This is a genomic window from Rhodococcus sp. MEB032 (genome assembly GCF_030208925.1).
Classification (GTDB): Bacteria; Actinomycetota; Actinomycetes; order Mycobacteriales; family Mycobacteriaceae; genus Rhodococcus_F; species Rhodococcus_F qingshengii.
The window spans coordinates 478,438-492,693 of sequence record NZ_JARVSY010000001.1; the positions used below are offsets into that span (position 1 = coordinate 478,438).

A 14,256-nucleotide genomic window follows, 5' to 3' on the forward strand; every position below is an offset into this window, starting at 1 on the left:
GACACAATTGTTTAGAACGTGTTCTAATATGACACCTGGCCAAGAGTCAAGGCGCGAAGGAATTTGTCGATGACCACAACATCCCGATCCCGCTCCAACGCGGTTGCTTCTGCAACGCTCGGGGACGACGATCTCAGCTCCAACGCGCAACGTGAACGCCGCAAGCGGATTCTCGACGCAACACTCGCCTTGGCGTCCAAGGGGGGCTACGAGGCTGTTCAGATGCGCGCCGTGGCCGAGCGTGCCGACGTCGCAGTCGGAACGCTCTATCGCTACTTCCCGTCCAAGGTTCACCTACTGGTGTCCGCCCTGGCACGCGAATTCGAGAAGATCGATTCCAAGGGCAAGATCCCGCCTGGAACCAGTCCGCTCGAGCGGATGCAGCTGATCCTCAGCCTCATCACCCGCGCGATGCAGCGCGATCCGCTCCTCACCGAAGCGATGACTCGCGCGTTCATGTTCGCCGACGCCTCCGCAGCGGCCGAGGTCGATCAGGTGGGCCAGTTGATGGACCGCCTCTTCGCACGAGCGATGACCGAAGAGGAGCCAACCGAAGAGCAGTTGGCGATCGCGCGCGTGATTTCCGATGTGTGGCTGTCCAATTTGGTGGCATGGCTCACGCGACGCTCTTCGGCTACCGATGTCGCCAATCGACTGGAATTGACGGTTGAACTGCTGCTCGGTGACGGAACTCGGAAACCCGAATAGACATCCTTTGTCGCATCTGTCATTTTTGCACTGATCGGCCGGAAACGTATCGAGCCAGGAGTCGCTGCATCACCTAGATTTGAAGAGGTGAGCGCACAAGATCTGTCCATCGAACTCCGCCGAGCGCTGTCAGGCGTGGCACGCACGCCGCGTCTGCTCGTAGCCTCCGACTACGACGGGACGATGGCACCCATCGTCGCCAACCCGGACAAGGCGTATCCCCGGGCGGAAACGGTGCGTGCGCTTCGCTCTCTCGCCAGCCTCGCGTCGACGACGGCTGCCGTGATCTCGGGCCGCGCCCTCAAGGATCTGGCTGCGCTGTCCCGACTTCCCGCCGAAGTGCAATTGGTCGGCAGCCACGGCTCCGAGTTCGACATCGGATTCGTTCACGCGATCGACGCCGACGCCAGGAAACTGCTCGACGAGATCGTCACCGAGTTGGGCCGAATCGCCGCCGACACCCCTGGGGCAACGGTGGAGAAGAAGCCCGCCAGCGTTGCACTGCACGTACGCAACACCAGTGCCGACGACGCCGAGAAGGCGCTCATCGCCGTCCGCACCGAATCGGCACTCTGGCCAGGCGTTCAGGTCACCGAGGGCAAATCGGTGGTCGAGTTGGCTGTCATCGCCACCGACAAGGGGCACGCACTCGACTTGATTCGCCATCAGGACGGCGCAACCGCTGCCGTCTTCATCGGCGACGACGTGACCGACGAAAAGGCGTTCAGCAGGCTTCAGGGGCCGGACATCGGAATCAAGGTCGGCAGCGGGGACACCGTCGCCGACTATCGCGTCGACAGCACCGAGGACGTCGCTGCCGCTCTGGCATTCCTGCTCGACGAGCGTCGTACGTGGCTTTCCGGCGCCGACGCTCCGCCCATCGAGCGACTCTCGATGCTCGCCAGTCCGCGCACCGTCGCTTTGGTGACCCCGGATGCGACGCTGACCTGGTTGTGTCACCCGGAACCGGATTCAGCGGCCGTCTTCGCACACCTTCTCGGCGGAACCGGGGCCGGCCACTTCTCGGTCGGGCCTCGACGCACAGCCTTGCCGCTGAGCCAGAAGTACATCGACAGCACGATGACAGTTCAGACCCGCTGGGCGAGCCTGTCCGTCACCGACTACCTCCCCCACGACGTCCCACAGGGACGAACCGACCTGACCCGCATCATTTCAGGTCAGGCCGACGCGATCGTCTCGTTTGCACCCCGTCCCGAGTTCGGCCAGGGTCAGGTCACGCTCGAGGTCGTCGACGAGGGCATTCGGGTCCTCGGCACCAACGAGCCGTACGTACTCCGCTCCCCCGGTGTGCTGTGGAACATCGCCACCGACGGAAACCAGCAGACCGCCCACGCCATCGTCGAGCCGTCCAAGGGTGACGTCGTCCTCGAATTGCGCTGCGGAACAGAAGAAATCGGCCCTTCCGACGTTCCGGAGCTCGAGCGTCGAGCGACCTCGGAGGCCTACTGGTCCGATTGGGCCAAGACGCTCGAACTCCCGAAGCTGAAGCCGGACTTGATGAAACGCTCTGCACTGACCTTGCGCGGGCTGGTCCACGCCGATTCCGGTTCCATCATGGCTGCCGCGACGACGTCCCTGCCGGAAGAGATCGGCGGAGTCCGCAACTGGGACTACCGCTATTGCTGGTTGCGCGACGCCGCCCTCACCGCAACAGCTCTCGTGAGCGTCGGATCCACCGACGAGGCCGAGAACTACCTGGACTGGGTCCACCGCGTGCTCGAAACACTGCCGGGACCCGAGCGCCTGCACCCCCTCTACACGCTCTACGGGACTTCGCTACCGCCAGAGGCCGTCATCGATTCACTCCCCGGATACGCCGGCTCCCGGCCGGTCCGCGTCGGAAACGCCGCGAATCAGCAGGTTCAACTGGACGTGTTCGGCCCGATCGTCGAGCTCATCGTCGAACTGGCGAATGCACGCGAAAAGGCCGGTGATCCCGATCCTTTGAGCGACCGCGACTGGGAACTGGTGTGCGCCATGGTCGAAGCAGTGCAGCGGCGCTGGTTCGAACCCGATCACGGCATCTGGGAAATTCGCGACAACCCGCGCCACCACGTCTATTCCAAGGTTATGGGCTGGGTCACCGTCGACCGCGCCGTCGATCTTGCGACCCGCTTTTCTCGCGAGGCTCTGCCGGAATGGGCGGAACTGCGTGACCAGATCGCCGACGAAGTACGACACAAAGGCTGGAAGGACGACGTCCAGTCGTACACCGCAGCCTACGACGGTACCGATCTCGACGCGGCGACTCTGCACATCGGACTGTCGGGGCTGATCGATCCGACGGATCCGCGCTTTGCTGCAACCGTCGTAGCCACCGAGGCCGAACTACGCAGCGGCTCAACGGTATACCGCTACCATCACGACGACGGCCTGCCCGGCATAGAAGGTGGATTCCATCTCTGTGCCGCCTGGCTCGTCGAGGCATACCTACTGATCGGGCAACGCCTGCAAGCAGAGGCGCTGTTCGACCAGTTGGTCGCGGCAGCGGGTCCCACCGGACTGCTCGCGGAGGAGTACGACCCCATCGCGGAACGCTCACTGGGCAACCACCCCCAGGCGTACAGCCATCTGGGATTGCTGCGCTGCGCCCAACTCCTGGCGTGAGCGCTACCCCTTGATCCGGCCTGAAGTTCGCCCGGCCAGTAGTTCGGTGTCGAGCATCTCGACTATCGGAACGCCGGATCCGGACGGCGACATCAGGAGCGCACCGGCACGCCGGCCCTTCTCTTCCTGGGGCTGGCGCACCGTTGTCAGTGATTCACGCAGCGCCTCGTCGACGCCATCGAATCCGGTGATCGACAGTTGGCCAGGTACATCTATGCCCTGCCAGCGCGCCCAGTCCAAGGCGCCGAGAGCCAGCACGTCGGTGGTGCAGACCAGTGCGGTGATCTCGGGGTTGGTCGCGAGAGCTTCCGCCGCCGCCGAGTGCCCGGACTGCGATGTGTGGACGTACCGCTCGATCACGGTGAGTGAGAGTGGGTCCATGTCGGCCGCCACCATCGCGTCGCGCACTCCTTCGATCCGCTCACGCTGGACGTGGAAGTGTGGGGACTTGAGTCGTTCCTGGCTGACGACGCCGTCCATCCGGTCGCGCCCCAGCCTCATGCAGAGCACGCCGATGTCACGGTGTCCGAGACCGATGAGGTAGTCGGCGACCTTGCGCATGGCAGCGCGGTCGTCGATGCCCACGAGGGATGCACCGGGAATCTCGCGGGGCTGGTCGCAGACGACGATCGGAATGTGACGCTCGAGCACGGCGGCAAGATACGGGTCGTCGTCGGCCACGGAGTAGACGACAAAGCCGTCGACGCCCGCCTGCTGGACCACGGCCGCAGCATCCACCTCGTCGCGCCCGGGCCCGGCCGGAATGAGCAGCAAGCCCTGGCCGGCGTCCTCACATGATTCCGAGAGACCGGCCAGGAAGCTCATGGCAGCCGGGTCACGGAACGAATAACTGAGTGCTTCGGTGAGCAGGAGACCGACGGCGCCGGCTTTGCGAGTTCGCAAGGAGCGGGCGACCGGATCAGGTCCGGGGTATCCGCGTCGCTTGGCCGCTTGGAGCACTCGATCCCGCAGCTCGACGGAGAGCTGATCGGGTCGGTTGTACGCGTTCGAGACTGTAGTTCTCGACACATTGAGCTCGGCGGCAAGCGACGCCAAAGTGGCTTGACGGCGTGGCTGACGGGACCGGGGCATAAACGGACGTTAGCCGTAGTGCCCGCAGACGGCGCGTTGGGGCTGAACCGAAGGTGAACTACCAGCGACTATGCGCTAATGTGTAACGGTAACGGTTTCCAATAGCATTTAGCCCAGCCTTTGTTCAGGAGAAAAGCACGTGCGTTCGTCGTCGAAATTCCGCACCGCCACCGCCCTCGCGGCCGTCTCGGTCGCCGCAGCATTCGCGCTCACCGCGTGCAGCTCAACCTCCTCGAAGGACGACGGCATCACCGTCGTCGCATCGACGAACGTGTGGGGCAACGTCGCGCAGGCCGTCGCCGGCGACAAGCTGACCGTGACGTCGATCATCAACGAGCCGTCCGCGGACCCGCACTCGTTCGAGGCGACTCCCGCCGATGCCGCCAAGATCACCGACGCATCGCTCGTCGTCTACAACGGTGGCGGCTACGACCAGTTCATCACCGACGTCCTCGACGCAGGCAAGGGCGAGCAGAAGACGGTCAACGCCTACAACCTGCTCGACGGCGGCATCCACGCCGGCGAAACCGCGGGCGAATCGCATGACGGTCACACCCACGGCGCAGTCAACGAACACGTCTGGTTCGACATCCCGACCGTCGACGCCGTCGCACATTCGGTGGCCGATCAGCTGAGCGCTCTCGATCCGGACAACGCGGCGACCTACGAGGACAACGCGAAGGCATACAGCCAGAAGCTCGCCGGCGTCACAGCGATCACCGATTCCATCGCCGCTGCCCACGCAGGCGCACCGGTGGCGCAGACCGAGCCGATCGCGCACTACCTCCTGGTCGCAGCTGAACTGAAGGACGCAACTCCCGAAGAGTTCACCAGTGCCATCGAAGACGGCAACGATCCTTCACCGGCCGCAATCGCCGCAACGCGCCAGCTCCTCTCGGAGAAGCAGGCCCGCGCACTGGTCTACAACATCCAGACGCAGGACAAAGTGACCCAGGACATGCGCACCACAGCCGAAACCGCCGGAGTGCCCGTCGTCGAGGTTACGGAGACTCTCCCCGAGGGCCTGGACTACATTCAGTGGCAGACGCAGACCGCGGAGTCGCTCGCAAACGCCCTCTCTGCCCAGTAATTATTTGCCCCACCATTTCCGAGAAGAACCGATCGGCTTGTGACAGAAACTTCCGCGAATACTCCTGTGCCCCCTGGTAACACCGTGCCTTCTGGTAACACCGTGCCTTCAGAGGCCTCCGTGCCCGCTGTGACGCTGAAGGACGCTCGATTGTCCTTCGGTGCACGCACATTGTGGGACGGGCTCGATCTCGAGGTACAGCCAGGTGAGTTCATCGCCGTACTCGGGCCGAACGGGTCGGGCAAGACCTCGCTCCTGAAGATTCTGCTGGGCCAACTACAACTCAGCGGCGGTAGTGCACAGATCGTCGGCACGCCGGCACGGGCCGGGAACTCACACGTCGGGTACATCCCGCAGCAGAAATCGATCGACGACGGCCTCCCGCTCCGCGGCCGCGACCTGGTCGGCCTCGGCGTCGACGGTCACCAATGGGGTACGGGCCTACTGCGTCGGGGTCGTCGCCGCAAGATCGTCGACGACGCCATCGCACAGGTCAGCGCCCAGTCGTTCGCCGACGCTCCCATCGGTTCCATGTCCGGCGGTGAGCAGCAGCGACTGCGGATCGCACAGGCTTTGGTCGGCGACCCGCGGATCCTGTTGTGCGACGAGCCGCTGCTCAGCCTCGACCTCGCCAACCAGCACCTGGTCTCGACGCTGATCGACAAGCGTCGGCGCAGCCATGACACCGCGGTGCTGTTCGTGACGCACGAGATCAATCCGATCCTGCCGTTGGTGGATCGAGTGCTCTATCTGGTGGACGGTAAATTCCGGATCGGGACGCCGGCCGAAGTGATGACGTCCGAGGTTCTCTCGGATCTGTACAACACCGACGTCGAAGTGTTGCAGGTTCGTGGCCGCCTCGTCGTGATCGGCACCGGAGACGCCATCGACGCGCTCGGCAGCGCAGGCGGACTACGCCCGGGAGAAGGCGTTCACCATTCTGATGAGGATCACCACCAATGAGTAACAAGTTCACCGACGCGATGTCGCGGATGTTCGACGTGTCCGCCACCGTCGACCTACTGCAGTACGACTTCGTCCAACAGGCGTTGATTGCCGGTGCCATCCTCGGATTGTTGGCCGGCATCATCGGGCCGCTGATCGTGAGCCGTCAGATGTCGTTCTCGGTGCACGGAACGAGTGAGCTGTCACTGACGGGCGCATCCGCCGCACTTCTCGTCGGTGTGGGCGTCGGCTTCGGTGCCATCGTCGGATCCGTGGTCGCGGCAGTGCTGTTCGGACTGCTCGGAGCCAAAGCGCGCGACCGAGATTCGGTGATCGGCGTGATCATGGCTTTCGGCCTCGGCCTGTCGGTGTTGTTCCTCTGGGCGTACGACGGTCGCACGGGAACCAGCTTCTCGTTGTTGGTCGGACAGATCGTGGCGCCGGGAAACAGTGGTCTCGAACTTCTGCTGCTGTGCGCGGTCATCGTGATCGGCACACTCGGATTCATCTACCGCCCTTTGCTGTTCGCAAGCACCGACCCCGAAGTTGCTGCAGCTCGCGGTGTTCCGGTCCGGGCACTGTCGATCGTGTTCGCAGTGTTGGTCGGCATCACCGCAGCACTCGGCGTACAGATCGTCGGTGCTCTGCTGGTGATGTCGCTGCTGATCACCCCCGCAGCGGCCGCCGCGTACGTCACGGCAAGCCCACTCAAGGCCACGATCCTCTCCGTCGTGTTCGCCGAACTGGCAGCCGTCGGCGGCATCCTTCTCTCGCTGGCCCCCGGCGTTCCCGTCTCGAGTTTCGTCACCTCGGTCTCGTTCGTGATCTACCTGATATGCCGACTCTTCGGATCCGCACGTCGCAAGAATGCCGGACGGATTCCGGCGCACGCCTGAACACCGAGAGCCCATACCTACCTAGAATCGAGGTATGGGCTACAGCGTTGATCTGAACAGCGACCTCGGCGAGGGCTTCGGAGCCTGGACCCTGGGCGACGACGACGCCATGCTCGAACTTGTCACCAGCGCGAACATCGCCTGCGGATTCCATGCCGGCGACCCGACAACGCTGTTGGCGACTTGCGAATCCGCCGCCGCCCGCGGCGTCCGGATCGGCGCGCAGGTGGGGTACCGAGACCTCGCCGGTTTCGGCAGACGCTTCATCGACGTGTCCCCGAAGGACCTCACCGCCGACGTCATTTATCAAATAGGGGCACTCGACGGTTTGGCTCGTGTCGCCGGATCGCGGGTCACGTACGTCAAACCCCACGGCGCGCTCTACAACGCAATAGTCCATCACCGACGGCAGGCGCGGGCCGTGGTCGCCGCCGTCGTTGCCTATGACAGTTCGCTACCTGTTCTCGGACTACCTGGTTCGGTGTTTCTGGAAGAGGCGCGCGAGGCCGGTCTCGACGCGGTCGCCGAGGCTTTTGCCGATCGTGCGTACACGGCGGAAGGCACCCTGGTCCCCCGCACCGAGTCGGGCGCCGTTCTGCACGACCCGACGCTTGTTGCAGAACGGGTTCGGCGAATGGTCGTCGACGGCGAGTTGGACGCAGTCGACGGGAGCACGTTGAAAGTCGCTGCCGCATCGGTGTGCGTGCACGGTGACAGTCCGGCAGCCGTCGACATGGCCGTGGCAATCCGTGCTCTCCTCGAATCTTCCGACGTCGAGATCACGCCGTTCACATGATCACGATCCTGCCCGCCGGTGAATCCGCAGTCCTCGTCGAGTACGACGAACTGCCGAGCGTGCTGGGCAACTTCAGGGCTCTCGACGCCAGTCGGATCCCCGGCGTGATCGACCTGATTCCCGCGGCGCGAACCATCTTGATCGAGTACGACAACACGATCACCGCGCACCAACTGGTGGAGAAATGGGTACGTGGGGCCGTACCGATCGAACTCACAGCAGACGAGAGCGGGTCTGCTGTCGAGATTCCGGTCCGCTACGACGGCCCCGATCTCGTAGAGGTGGGCAAGCTGACCGGCCTCGGGGTCGACGGTGTGATCGATGCTCACACGTCTGCGTCGTGGACCGTCGCGTTCATCGGTTTCGCCCCCGGCTTCGCGTATCTGACCAGCAACGAGAGAAAGCTCGAAGTTCCACGTCGATCGGACCCGCGCAGGCAGGTCCCGGCCGGTGCAGTCGGGTTGGCCGGACCGTTCTCGGGCGTCTACCCGCGTAGCTCCCCGGGCGGCTGGCAGTTGATCGGAACGACGGAACTGTCGATGTGGGATGCCGAGCGCCGCCCGCCGGCGCTGCTTCTACCCGGCACCACAGTCACCTTTGTCCGTGCATGATTTTGGTGCAAGCATGATTTTGGTGTCTTCACCGCGCTGTTGCGGGACAATGGATTCATGGCCTGGCTCGAGGTTGCGCGTACCGGCCCGCTCGCCACAGTTCAGGACCGCGGGCGGAGAGGCTACGGCGCCCTCGGGGTCGGAAGATCCGGCGCCGTCGACATGATCTCGCACGACAGCGCCAACAGACTCGTAGGCAACACTTTTCGAGCAGCAACCATCGAAGTCACCGCTGGGGGTTTCGCTATGCGGGCCGTCGGTTCGATGACGGTGGCAGCGACAGGCGCGCGGGTGCCGCTGGCCGTCGACGGACGGCCGGCACCTGACTACGCGAGCATCCATCTGGGTAGTGGCAGCATTCTCGAATTGGGTTACAGCACAACCGGGTTGAGAACGTATATCTCTGCACGCGGTGGCGTCGACGTCCCGCAGGTACTCGGAAGCAGATCCACCGACACGCTCTCCGGACTCGGGCCGCCGCCGCTCGCCGCCGGCGATCTAGTCCTCCTCGGGGCCGAGGAAGGGACGTGGCCCACCGAAGAGTTGATTCCACCGCCCGCACCTGCACTCGGCGCGGTTCCGATCGAGATCACGCTCGGCCCCCGAAATTCCTGGTTCACCGCCGCATCCGTTCACGCGCTCCTTCACACCACGTGGAAAGTCACCGAACACACCAACCGAGTCGGGGTCCGGCTACAGGGCCAAGGGCCTTTGCATCGCTCACGCACCGGGGAATTGCCGAGCGAAGGCGTCGTGACGGGATCCATCCAGGTGCCGCCAGGCGGCCAGCCCGTCGTGTTCCTCGCCGACCATCCCGTGACCGGCGGATACCCGGTCATCGCCGTCGTTTCCGACGCCGGGATTGCGTCGCTGGCACAGCTGCGGCCCGGCAGCACCATTACCTTCAAGGCCACTACTCGGCCGTCGTAGCGCTGATAGTCTCAGCCGCGCCAGCAATGCTGCCGGCGGCGCTCGGCCGTCGCCAAAACCTGAAGGACTGTCACACTATGAGCCCTAAGAGCAGCACACTTGCTCTCGGAATAGCGTCACTGATCACTGCTGCACTCGTCTTGTCCGGATGCAGCAGTTCGGAAAGCGGCGACGCCGTCTCCAGTGATACCAACACCAGTGAGACCACTGCTTCCGAAAGTTCTGCATCCTCGTCGTCTGCCGCTGCCGCGACGCCGACATTACGGGACGGAACACCGTTCATCGGTGAGCGGACGACGATCGAAACCGGCGACGACCCCGAAGCGCCGAGCATCAGCGTCAGCCTCCCGCCGAGCTGGACTCACGGCGAGAACATCCCTGCCGGCGTTACGGACGCATTGTCCAGCAACAGCCAGGAACCCAGCGGTTTCATGCCGAACACCACGGTGACGGTCGAAAATCAAGGCACCGCAACAAAAGACGAGGTTCTTGCCGCTGCGCGTGAAACGATCGCCACTCTCGACGGGTGGACCGAGGTGAAGTACACCGAGATCGACGTCGACGGACAGCAGGGTTTCCGCCTCTCCGGAACCTGGACCGCCCCAAACCTGGACGTTCCGCTCTACGCCGTCATGACGGTCGTCGCTTACCAAGCCGACGACAACTCGCCGGTCTACCTGGTCAGCTTTGCAAACCAGTTCACCGACACGACGAACATGCAGACCTCCAACCAGGTGGAAGAAATCAACACCTCGATCGAATTCGGCTGAGCACCTGATGGTTTGAATACCCGATCACCGAACAACCGCGGCGGGCCGAGACCACGACAGTCTCGGCCCGCCGTTTCACAACTCTCGCCTAGCTCGAACCGAACAGGCCGCTGAGGGAACCGAGGCCACCACTCAACGAGCCGAGCGATCCGATTCCGCCACCGGTTCCGGGGCCAGTGGGATCAACCGGATCAACCGGATCAACCGGGTCAACCGGATCGACCACATCCGCGGCGCGGACAGTGATGGACGGGCCCAAGTTGGCGAAATTCGCACTCGACTGGAATCCGTTGCCCATCACCGTGGCACCTACCGCCAATCCACTTCCGTACACGGTTCCCGGCGCACACGAAGCAGTAACCGTGTAGCTGGTCTTCATGGTCACCGGTTTGCTGCCGTTGTTGATCCAGCCGGCACTGGTCACCTCGAGCGTCGTGGCTGTCAGTTCCGGCGTTTCAGTGGTTTCGGTCATCGTCCCGCCAACGTGAAACTTCGTGACCTTCGCCGAGCCCGGGACAAAGGTCAAGCATGCGGCATGCGTCTCGGTGAACCTGCTGATATACCCGTCGATTCCGCTCTTCTTCGACACTGTCGTGTAGGTGATCGTGTCACCGATCTTCGGCGACGCATTGTCCACGGTGCGAGTAAATGTGTAGGCACCGGAAGTTGCTGTCTCGGCAGTCGCGACTCCCGCACCCAGCGCGCTTGCGCCCACAGCAAGAGCGATCACCCCCAAACCAGCTCCAACGGTGGACAGACTACGATTCCTGGATCCAAACTTTGCCACGAACAATCTCCACTCTGTGTGGTTCCAGGACAACCGAATTCATTGATTACTGGAACTTGTTGCAACCCGACTCTCGAAGTACGATACAGTCGACCTGGACATTCGCCCAACTTTTCGTCGAAATAGTCGACAATCAGTTAACGGCAGGCAATCGACACCGAAAAAGTCCTCTCAATTCGGACTTTTCCGTAAATTCTGCCGAACTGATACATAGGCAAGCGTCCGATAGGTTTCAATGGTTACCGCGGCGCAACCTTTGAAGAGTCATCCCATCGCCGTCAGCGTGAACCCCTCGAACGGAGAATTTCATGTCACGTTTTTCAATGCGCAAAACACTCACCGGAATCGCAATCGCTGCACTTGCCACCAGCGGACTCGTGATGACCGCAGGCACCGCGAGCGCCGATGCCACCCACCCGTCCGCGGCAACGGTCAACTCCTCCAACGTCCGGATCACCAAGAGCATCGTGGGCGACGGCGAAGTTGCACCCGGCGGCAAAGTCACCGTGCGCACGGTCATTTCCACAACAGGCCACCCCGAGCGTTACGTCGACCAGTTCGTCGACCGCTACCCCGCCACGTTCAAGTACATCCAGGGCACGGCGACGGTCAACGCGTGGCACTTGATCGGCGGTCAGAAGACCGAATCCGTCACGCCTTCGGTTGACACCGCCGCCCGAACCGTGAATGTACCCAGCACCGGCTGGCTGATCTCACCCACCGGAAGCAAGACCGTGACGATCGAGGCGCAGTACCTCGTCGCCGACGATGCACCGATCGGTTCGTACCAGGAAATGTCGAGCTCGATCGGTATCTCGACGTTCAATACCGAGCAGAACATCAGCGGCGTCTACGCCAAGATCCGCGCCAAGAACCCCGGTGAGGCTGCCGCATCAGGCTCTGCGGATCTGGGCTTCGGCTCTTCTGACGGCGAGGGCGGAACCGGTTCGGCCGGCTCCTCCATCCTGGACAACCCGGCCGGCTTCATCTCCGACATCATCAGCGGTGTCCTGGCCAACGGCAGCTGATTCACCCGCACCGCCTGCTCCACCTGTAAACACTCCGTCGGGGAATGTGTTCGAGGGTGGCATCGAGTCTTCGGACTCGGTGCCACCCTCGATCTTTTGTGGCGATCACACTTCCGTCGCGCCTGCATCAAGAATCAAATAGGAAAGCATTACCTAAGTCATTCGCGGTATGATCCACCGATGAGTTCCACAGGATTTCCGTACTGGGCTGTGCCGGCAGGCCGGTACGTTCCGCTCCCCTTCTCGATGACGACGTCCACCATCGGGCGTGATCAGAAGCGCTCGTGGCGTGAGATCCGCCATCCCGAACACGAACTCCTCTGGGGCGCTTCCGGCGAGATGAACGCGTACATCGACGACGTTCGTTGGCAGATACCACCGACGGTCGGCATGTGGATTCCGGCTGGAACTCCACGGCGCATCACGCTCGGCGCATCCACCGAGGCTCGCTTCACCTATTTCCGGCCCGAGTCGTTCCCCCACCCGTGGACAAAACCCGCGATCATCGGCATCGACGACGTCGTCAAGACGATGCTCATCCATCTGCACCAGCGAAACATGCCTACCGAGGCTCGCTTGCGGGCGGAATCCGTAGTCTTCGACACGCTCGCGCCCATCGAGGCGGCTGATGTCGCAGTACCGATGCCCGCCGATCCCCGGGCCCTCGCCGTTGCACGCCGCTTGATCGCCGACCCCGCCGATCAACGCGGGCTTGCCGATTGGGCCTATGTGGTAGGCGGAAGCCCCCGTACCCTGAGCCGTGTGTTCTCTCAAGGCACGGGGATGTCCTTCACCGAGTGGCGAATTCAAGTTCGCGTCCGCGCTGCGATGTCCTATCTCGCTGCGGGCGTTCCTGTTTCGACGGTAAGCCGTCGCGTCGGATACGAAACCCCCAGCGCCTTCACCAGCGTGTTCCGCAAGGTCACCGGACGCACACCGAAGAACTACTACTCGGACGCGTGCGAGTTGTCAGCCTAACTGGTCAGAACCCGTTCATCTTCGAGACCAGTTCCGCGAAAGCATATTTGACGCTCAGCGACGTGGGTGAAGCCAAGGCCATGACTCGTGCCAGACCGAGCTGCTGAATCAGCCTGCCGTCCTTGACTGCCGGCAGGTCGGCAAACAACTTGTCCCCCATCAATCCGGGGAGCCCCTGCCCACTCGCGTCGTTGAGCACGATCACGTCCGCGTCCAGTTCGTTGTACTGTTCGCGCGATGCAGTCACCGACCCCTGGGTGTCGCCGCACAGCTCTGCGCTTCCGGCCGACTGCTTCAGTCCGAGCTGGGACATCAGGATGACTCGGCCGTCGTCAGCGCAGTAATTGGTGAGGCCGTCGATGTTTCCCGAGAGGAAGGTCAAGGTTTTCCCGTTCAGATTCGGGGATCCGGCAGCCAGGTCGGCTATGGAATCGTCAGTTTCCTCGATCAGCTCGGCAGCCCGCTTCGGTTGGCCGAGTACTGATCCGATGGTCGACAACTGTTCCTGCCACGTGGTCGCCCATGCGGTCTCCTTGAACGGAATGGTGGGTGCGATCTGGGAAAGACGTGCGTAGTCGTCTTCGGTGATTCCCGAGACCACTGCGATGATCACGTCCGGCTCCAACGCCAGGATCTGCTCGAACGGCACACCGGACGTGCTGTCGAGCAACGTGGGTTCGACATCGCCCAACAATTCTTCGTCCCACGGCAGGATGCCGTTCTCCAAGCCTGCCCCACTGAACGACTCCATGGCGACGGGTGTCTTGCCCAGTGCGAGGACCGAATCCTGGCTGTTCCAGCCGATCGTCACGATCCGCTGAGGTTCGGTCTCGATGGTGGTCGACCCGTACGCGTGATCAACGGTGACCGGCAGCGCGCCGGCCTCGGCCAACTGCGTCGTGCCCTCCGACGCTGTTGACTCGGTGCTGCTCTGGCAGCCTGCGAGCAGGGCAATCGCGGCCAACGCAGCCACTATTCGGGTAGTGCTCTTCATCTT

14 protein-coding genes are annotated in these 14,256 nt (G+C 63.0%); 11 read left to right on the top strand and 3 right to left on the bottom strand.

Annotated features, from left to right (window positions below):
* Positions 1 to 69 precede the first annotated feature (69 nt).
* Positions 70 to 708 (top strand): cholesterol catabolism transcriptional regulator KstR, encoded by a 639-nt coding sequence (kstR, locus tag QRN54_RS02140; protein WP_003945752.1) that lies wholly within the window; start codon positions 70 to 72, stop codon positions 706 to 708.
* A gap of 87 nt (positions 709 to 795) precedes the next feature.
* A complete protein-coding gene (gene otsB, locus QRN54_RS02145; RefSeq protein WP_003945932.1) occupies positions 796 to 3,336 on the top strand; it encodes a trehalose-phosphatase in 2,541 nt (846 codons plus the stop codon).
* A 3-nt stretch (positions 3,337 to 3,339) separates the two neighbouring features.
* Here otsB and QRN54_RS02150 read toward each other — a convergent pair whose 3' ends face one another.
* A complete protein-coding gene (locus tag QRN54_RS02150; protein ID WP_003945452.1) occupies positions 3,340 to 4,428 on the bottom strand; it encodes a LacI family DNA-binding transcriptional regulator in 1,089 nt (362 codons plus the stop codon).
* A 139-nt stretch (positions 4,429 to 4,567) separates the two neighbouring features.
* Between QRN54_RS02150 and QRN54_RS02155 the strand changes: the two genes are divergently transcribed.
* From QRN54_RS02155 to QRN54_RS02185, 7 genes are all read left to right on the top strand, one after another.
* Entirely contained in the window at positions 4,568 to 5,518 is a 951-nt protein-coding gene (locus tag QRN54_RS02155) for a metal ABC transporter solute-binding protein, Zn/Mn family (RefSeq protein WP_047269639.1), read from the top strand.
* Positions 5,519 to 5,620: 102 nt separating this feature from the next.
* Positions 5,621 to 6,481, top strand: coding sequence for a metal ABC transporter ATP-binding protein (locus QRN54_RS02160; protein WP_285181511.1), 861 nt, complete (start codon positions 5,621 to 5,623; stop codon positions 6,479 to 6,481).
* Positions 6,478 to 7,359 carry a metal ABC transporter permease gene (locus tag QRN54_RS02165; protein WP_003945811.1) on the top strand — a complete coding sequence of 294 codons (882 nt, stop codon included), beginning with the start codon at positions 6,478 to 6,480 and terminating at the stop codon, positions 7,357 to 7,359. Before QRN54_RS02160 ends, QRN54_RS02165 begins: the two co-directional genes overlap by 4 nt.
* Positions 7,360 to 7,393: 34 nt before the next feature.
* Positions 7,394 to 8,155 carry a LamB/YcsF family protein gene (locus QRN54_RS02170; protein WP_209911288.1) on the top strand — a complete coding sequence of 254 codons (762 nt, stop codon included), beginning with the start codon at positions 7,394 to 7,396 and terminating at the stop codon, positions 8,153 to 8,155.
* On the top strand, positions 8,152 to 8,766 hold the full coding sequence (pxpB, locus tag QRN54_RS02175) for a 5-oxoprolinase subunit PxpB (protein WP_285181512.1): 615 nt from the start codon (positions 8,152 to 8,154) through the stop codon (positions 8,764 to 8,766). Before QRN54_RS02170 ends, pxpB begins: the two co-directional genes overlap by 4 nt.
* A 57-nt stretch (positions 8,767 to 8,823) precedes the next feature.
* Positions 8,824 to 9,696 carry a 5-oxoprolinase subunit C family protein gene (locus QRN54_RS02180; RefSeq protein ID WP_050657005.1) on the top strand — a complete coding sequence of 291 codons (873 nt, stop codon included), beginning with the start codon at positions 8,824 to 8,826 and terminating at the stop codon, positions 9,694 to 9,696.
* Between the two features lie 77 nt (positions 9,697 to 9,773).
* Complete coding sequence (locus QRN54_RS02185; protein WP_058039314.1) at positions 9,774 to 10,466, top strand: LpqN/LpqT family lipoprotein; 693 nt, start codon at positions 9,774 to 9,776, stop codon at positions 10,464 to 10,466.
* An 88-nt stretch (positions 10,467 to 10,554) separates the two neighbouring features.
* Here QRN54_RS02185 and QRN54_RS02190 read toward each other — a convergent pair whose 3' ends face one another.
* Complete coding sequence (locus QRN54_RS02190) at positions 10,555 to 11,196, bottom strand: hypothetical protein (RefSeq protein WP_047269642.1); 642 nt, start codon at positions 11,194 to 11,196, stop codon at positions 10,555 to 10,557.
* A 365-nt stretch (positions 11,197 to 11,561) separates the two neighbouring features.
* Here QRN54_RS02190 and QRN54_RS02195 point away from each other — a divergent pair, with 365 nt between their 5' ends.
* Together QRN54_RS02195 and QRN54_RS02200 are read left to right on the top strand one after the other, a co-directional pair.
* Positions 11,562 to 12,281 carry a hypothetical protein gene (locus tag QRN54_RS02195; protein ID WP_003945935.1) on the top strand — a complete coding sequence of 240 codons (720 nt, stop codon included), beginning with the start codon at positions 11,562 to 11,564 and terminating at the stop codon, positions 12,279 to 12,281.
* A 180-nt stretch (positions 12,282 to 12,461) separates the two neighbouring features.
* Entirely contained in the window at positions 12,462 to 13,259 is a 798-nt protein-coding gene (locus tag QRN54_RS02200) for a helix-turn-helix domain-containing protein (RefSeq protein WP_285181513.1), read from the top strand.
* Positions 13,260 to 13,263: 4 nt separating this feature from the next.
* On the opposite strand, the gene QRN54_RS02205 is transcribed toward QRN54_RS02200, so the two are convergent.
* Positions 13,264 to 14,253 carry an iron-siderophore ABC transporter substrate-binding protein gene (locus QRN54_RS02205; RefSeq protein ID WP_003945426.1) on the bottom strand — a complete coding sequence of 330 codons (990 nt, stop codon included), beginning with the start codon at positions 14,251 to 14,253 and terminating at the stop codon, positions 13,264 to 13,266.
* Between the last annotated feature and the right edge of the window lie 3 nt (positions 14,254 to 14,256).

Bases quoted from the DNA above. Each gene is read 5' to 3' on its own strand.
- kstR (WP_003945752.1), top strand. From the start codon at position 70: ATGACCACAACATCCCGATCCCGCTCCAACGCGGTTGCTTCTGCAACG.
- QRN54_RS02150 (WP_003945452.1), bottom strand. From the start codon at position 4,428: ATGCCCCGGTCCCGTCAGCCACGCCGTCAAGCCACTTTGGCGTCGCTT.
- QRN54_RS02165 (WP_003945811.1), top strand. From the start codon at position 6,478: ATGAGTAACAAGTTCACCGACGCGATGTCGCGGATGTTCGACGTGTCC.
- QRN54_RS02170 (WP_209911288.1), top strand. From the start codon at position 7,394: ATGGGCTACAGCGTTGATCTGAACAGCGACCTCGGCGAGGGCTTCGGA.
- pxpB (WP_285181512.1), top strand. From the start codon at position 8,152: ATGATCACGATCCTGCCCGCCGGTGAATCCGCAGTCCTCGTCGAGTAC.
- QRN54_RS02180 (WP_050657005.1), top strand. From the start codon at position 8,824: ATGGCCTGGCTCGAGGTTGCGCGTACCGGCCCGCTCGCCACAGTTCAG.
- QRN54_RS02185 (WP_058039314.1), top strand. From the start codon at position 9,774: ATGAGCCCTAAGAGCAGCACACTTGCTCTCGGAATAGCGTCACTGATC.
- QRN54_RS02195 (WP_003945935.1), top strand. From the start codon at position 11,562: ATGTCACGTTTTTCAATGCGCAAAACACTCACCGGAATCGCAATCGCT.
- QRN54_RS02200 (WP_285181513.1), top strand. From the start codon at position 12,462: ATGAGTTCCACAGGATTTCCGTACTGGGCTGTGCCGGCAGGCCGGTAC.
- QRN54_RS02205 (WP_003945426.1), bottom strand. From the start codon at position 14,253: ATGAAGAGCACTACCCGAATAGTGGCTGCGTTGGCCGCGATTGCCCTG.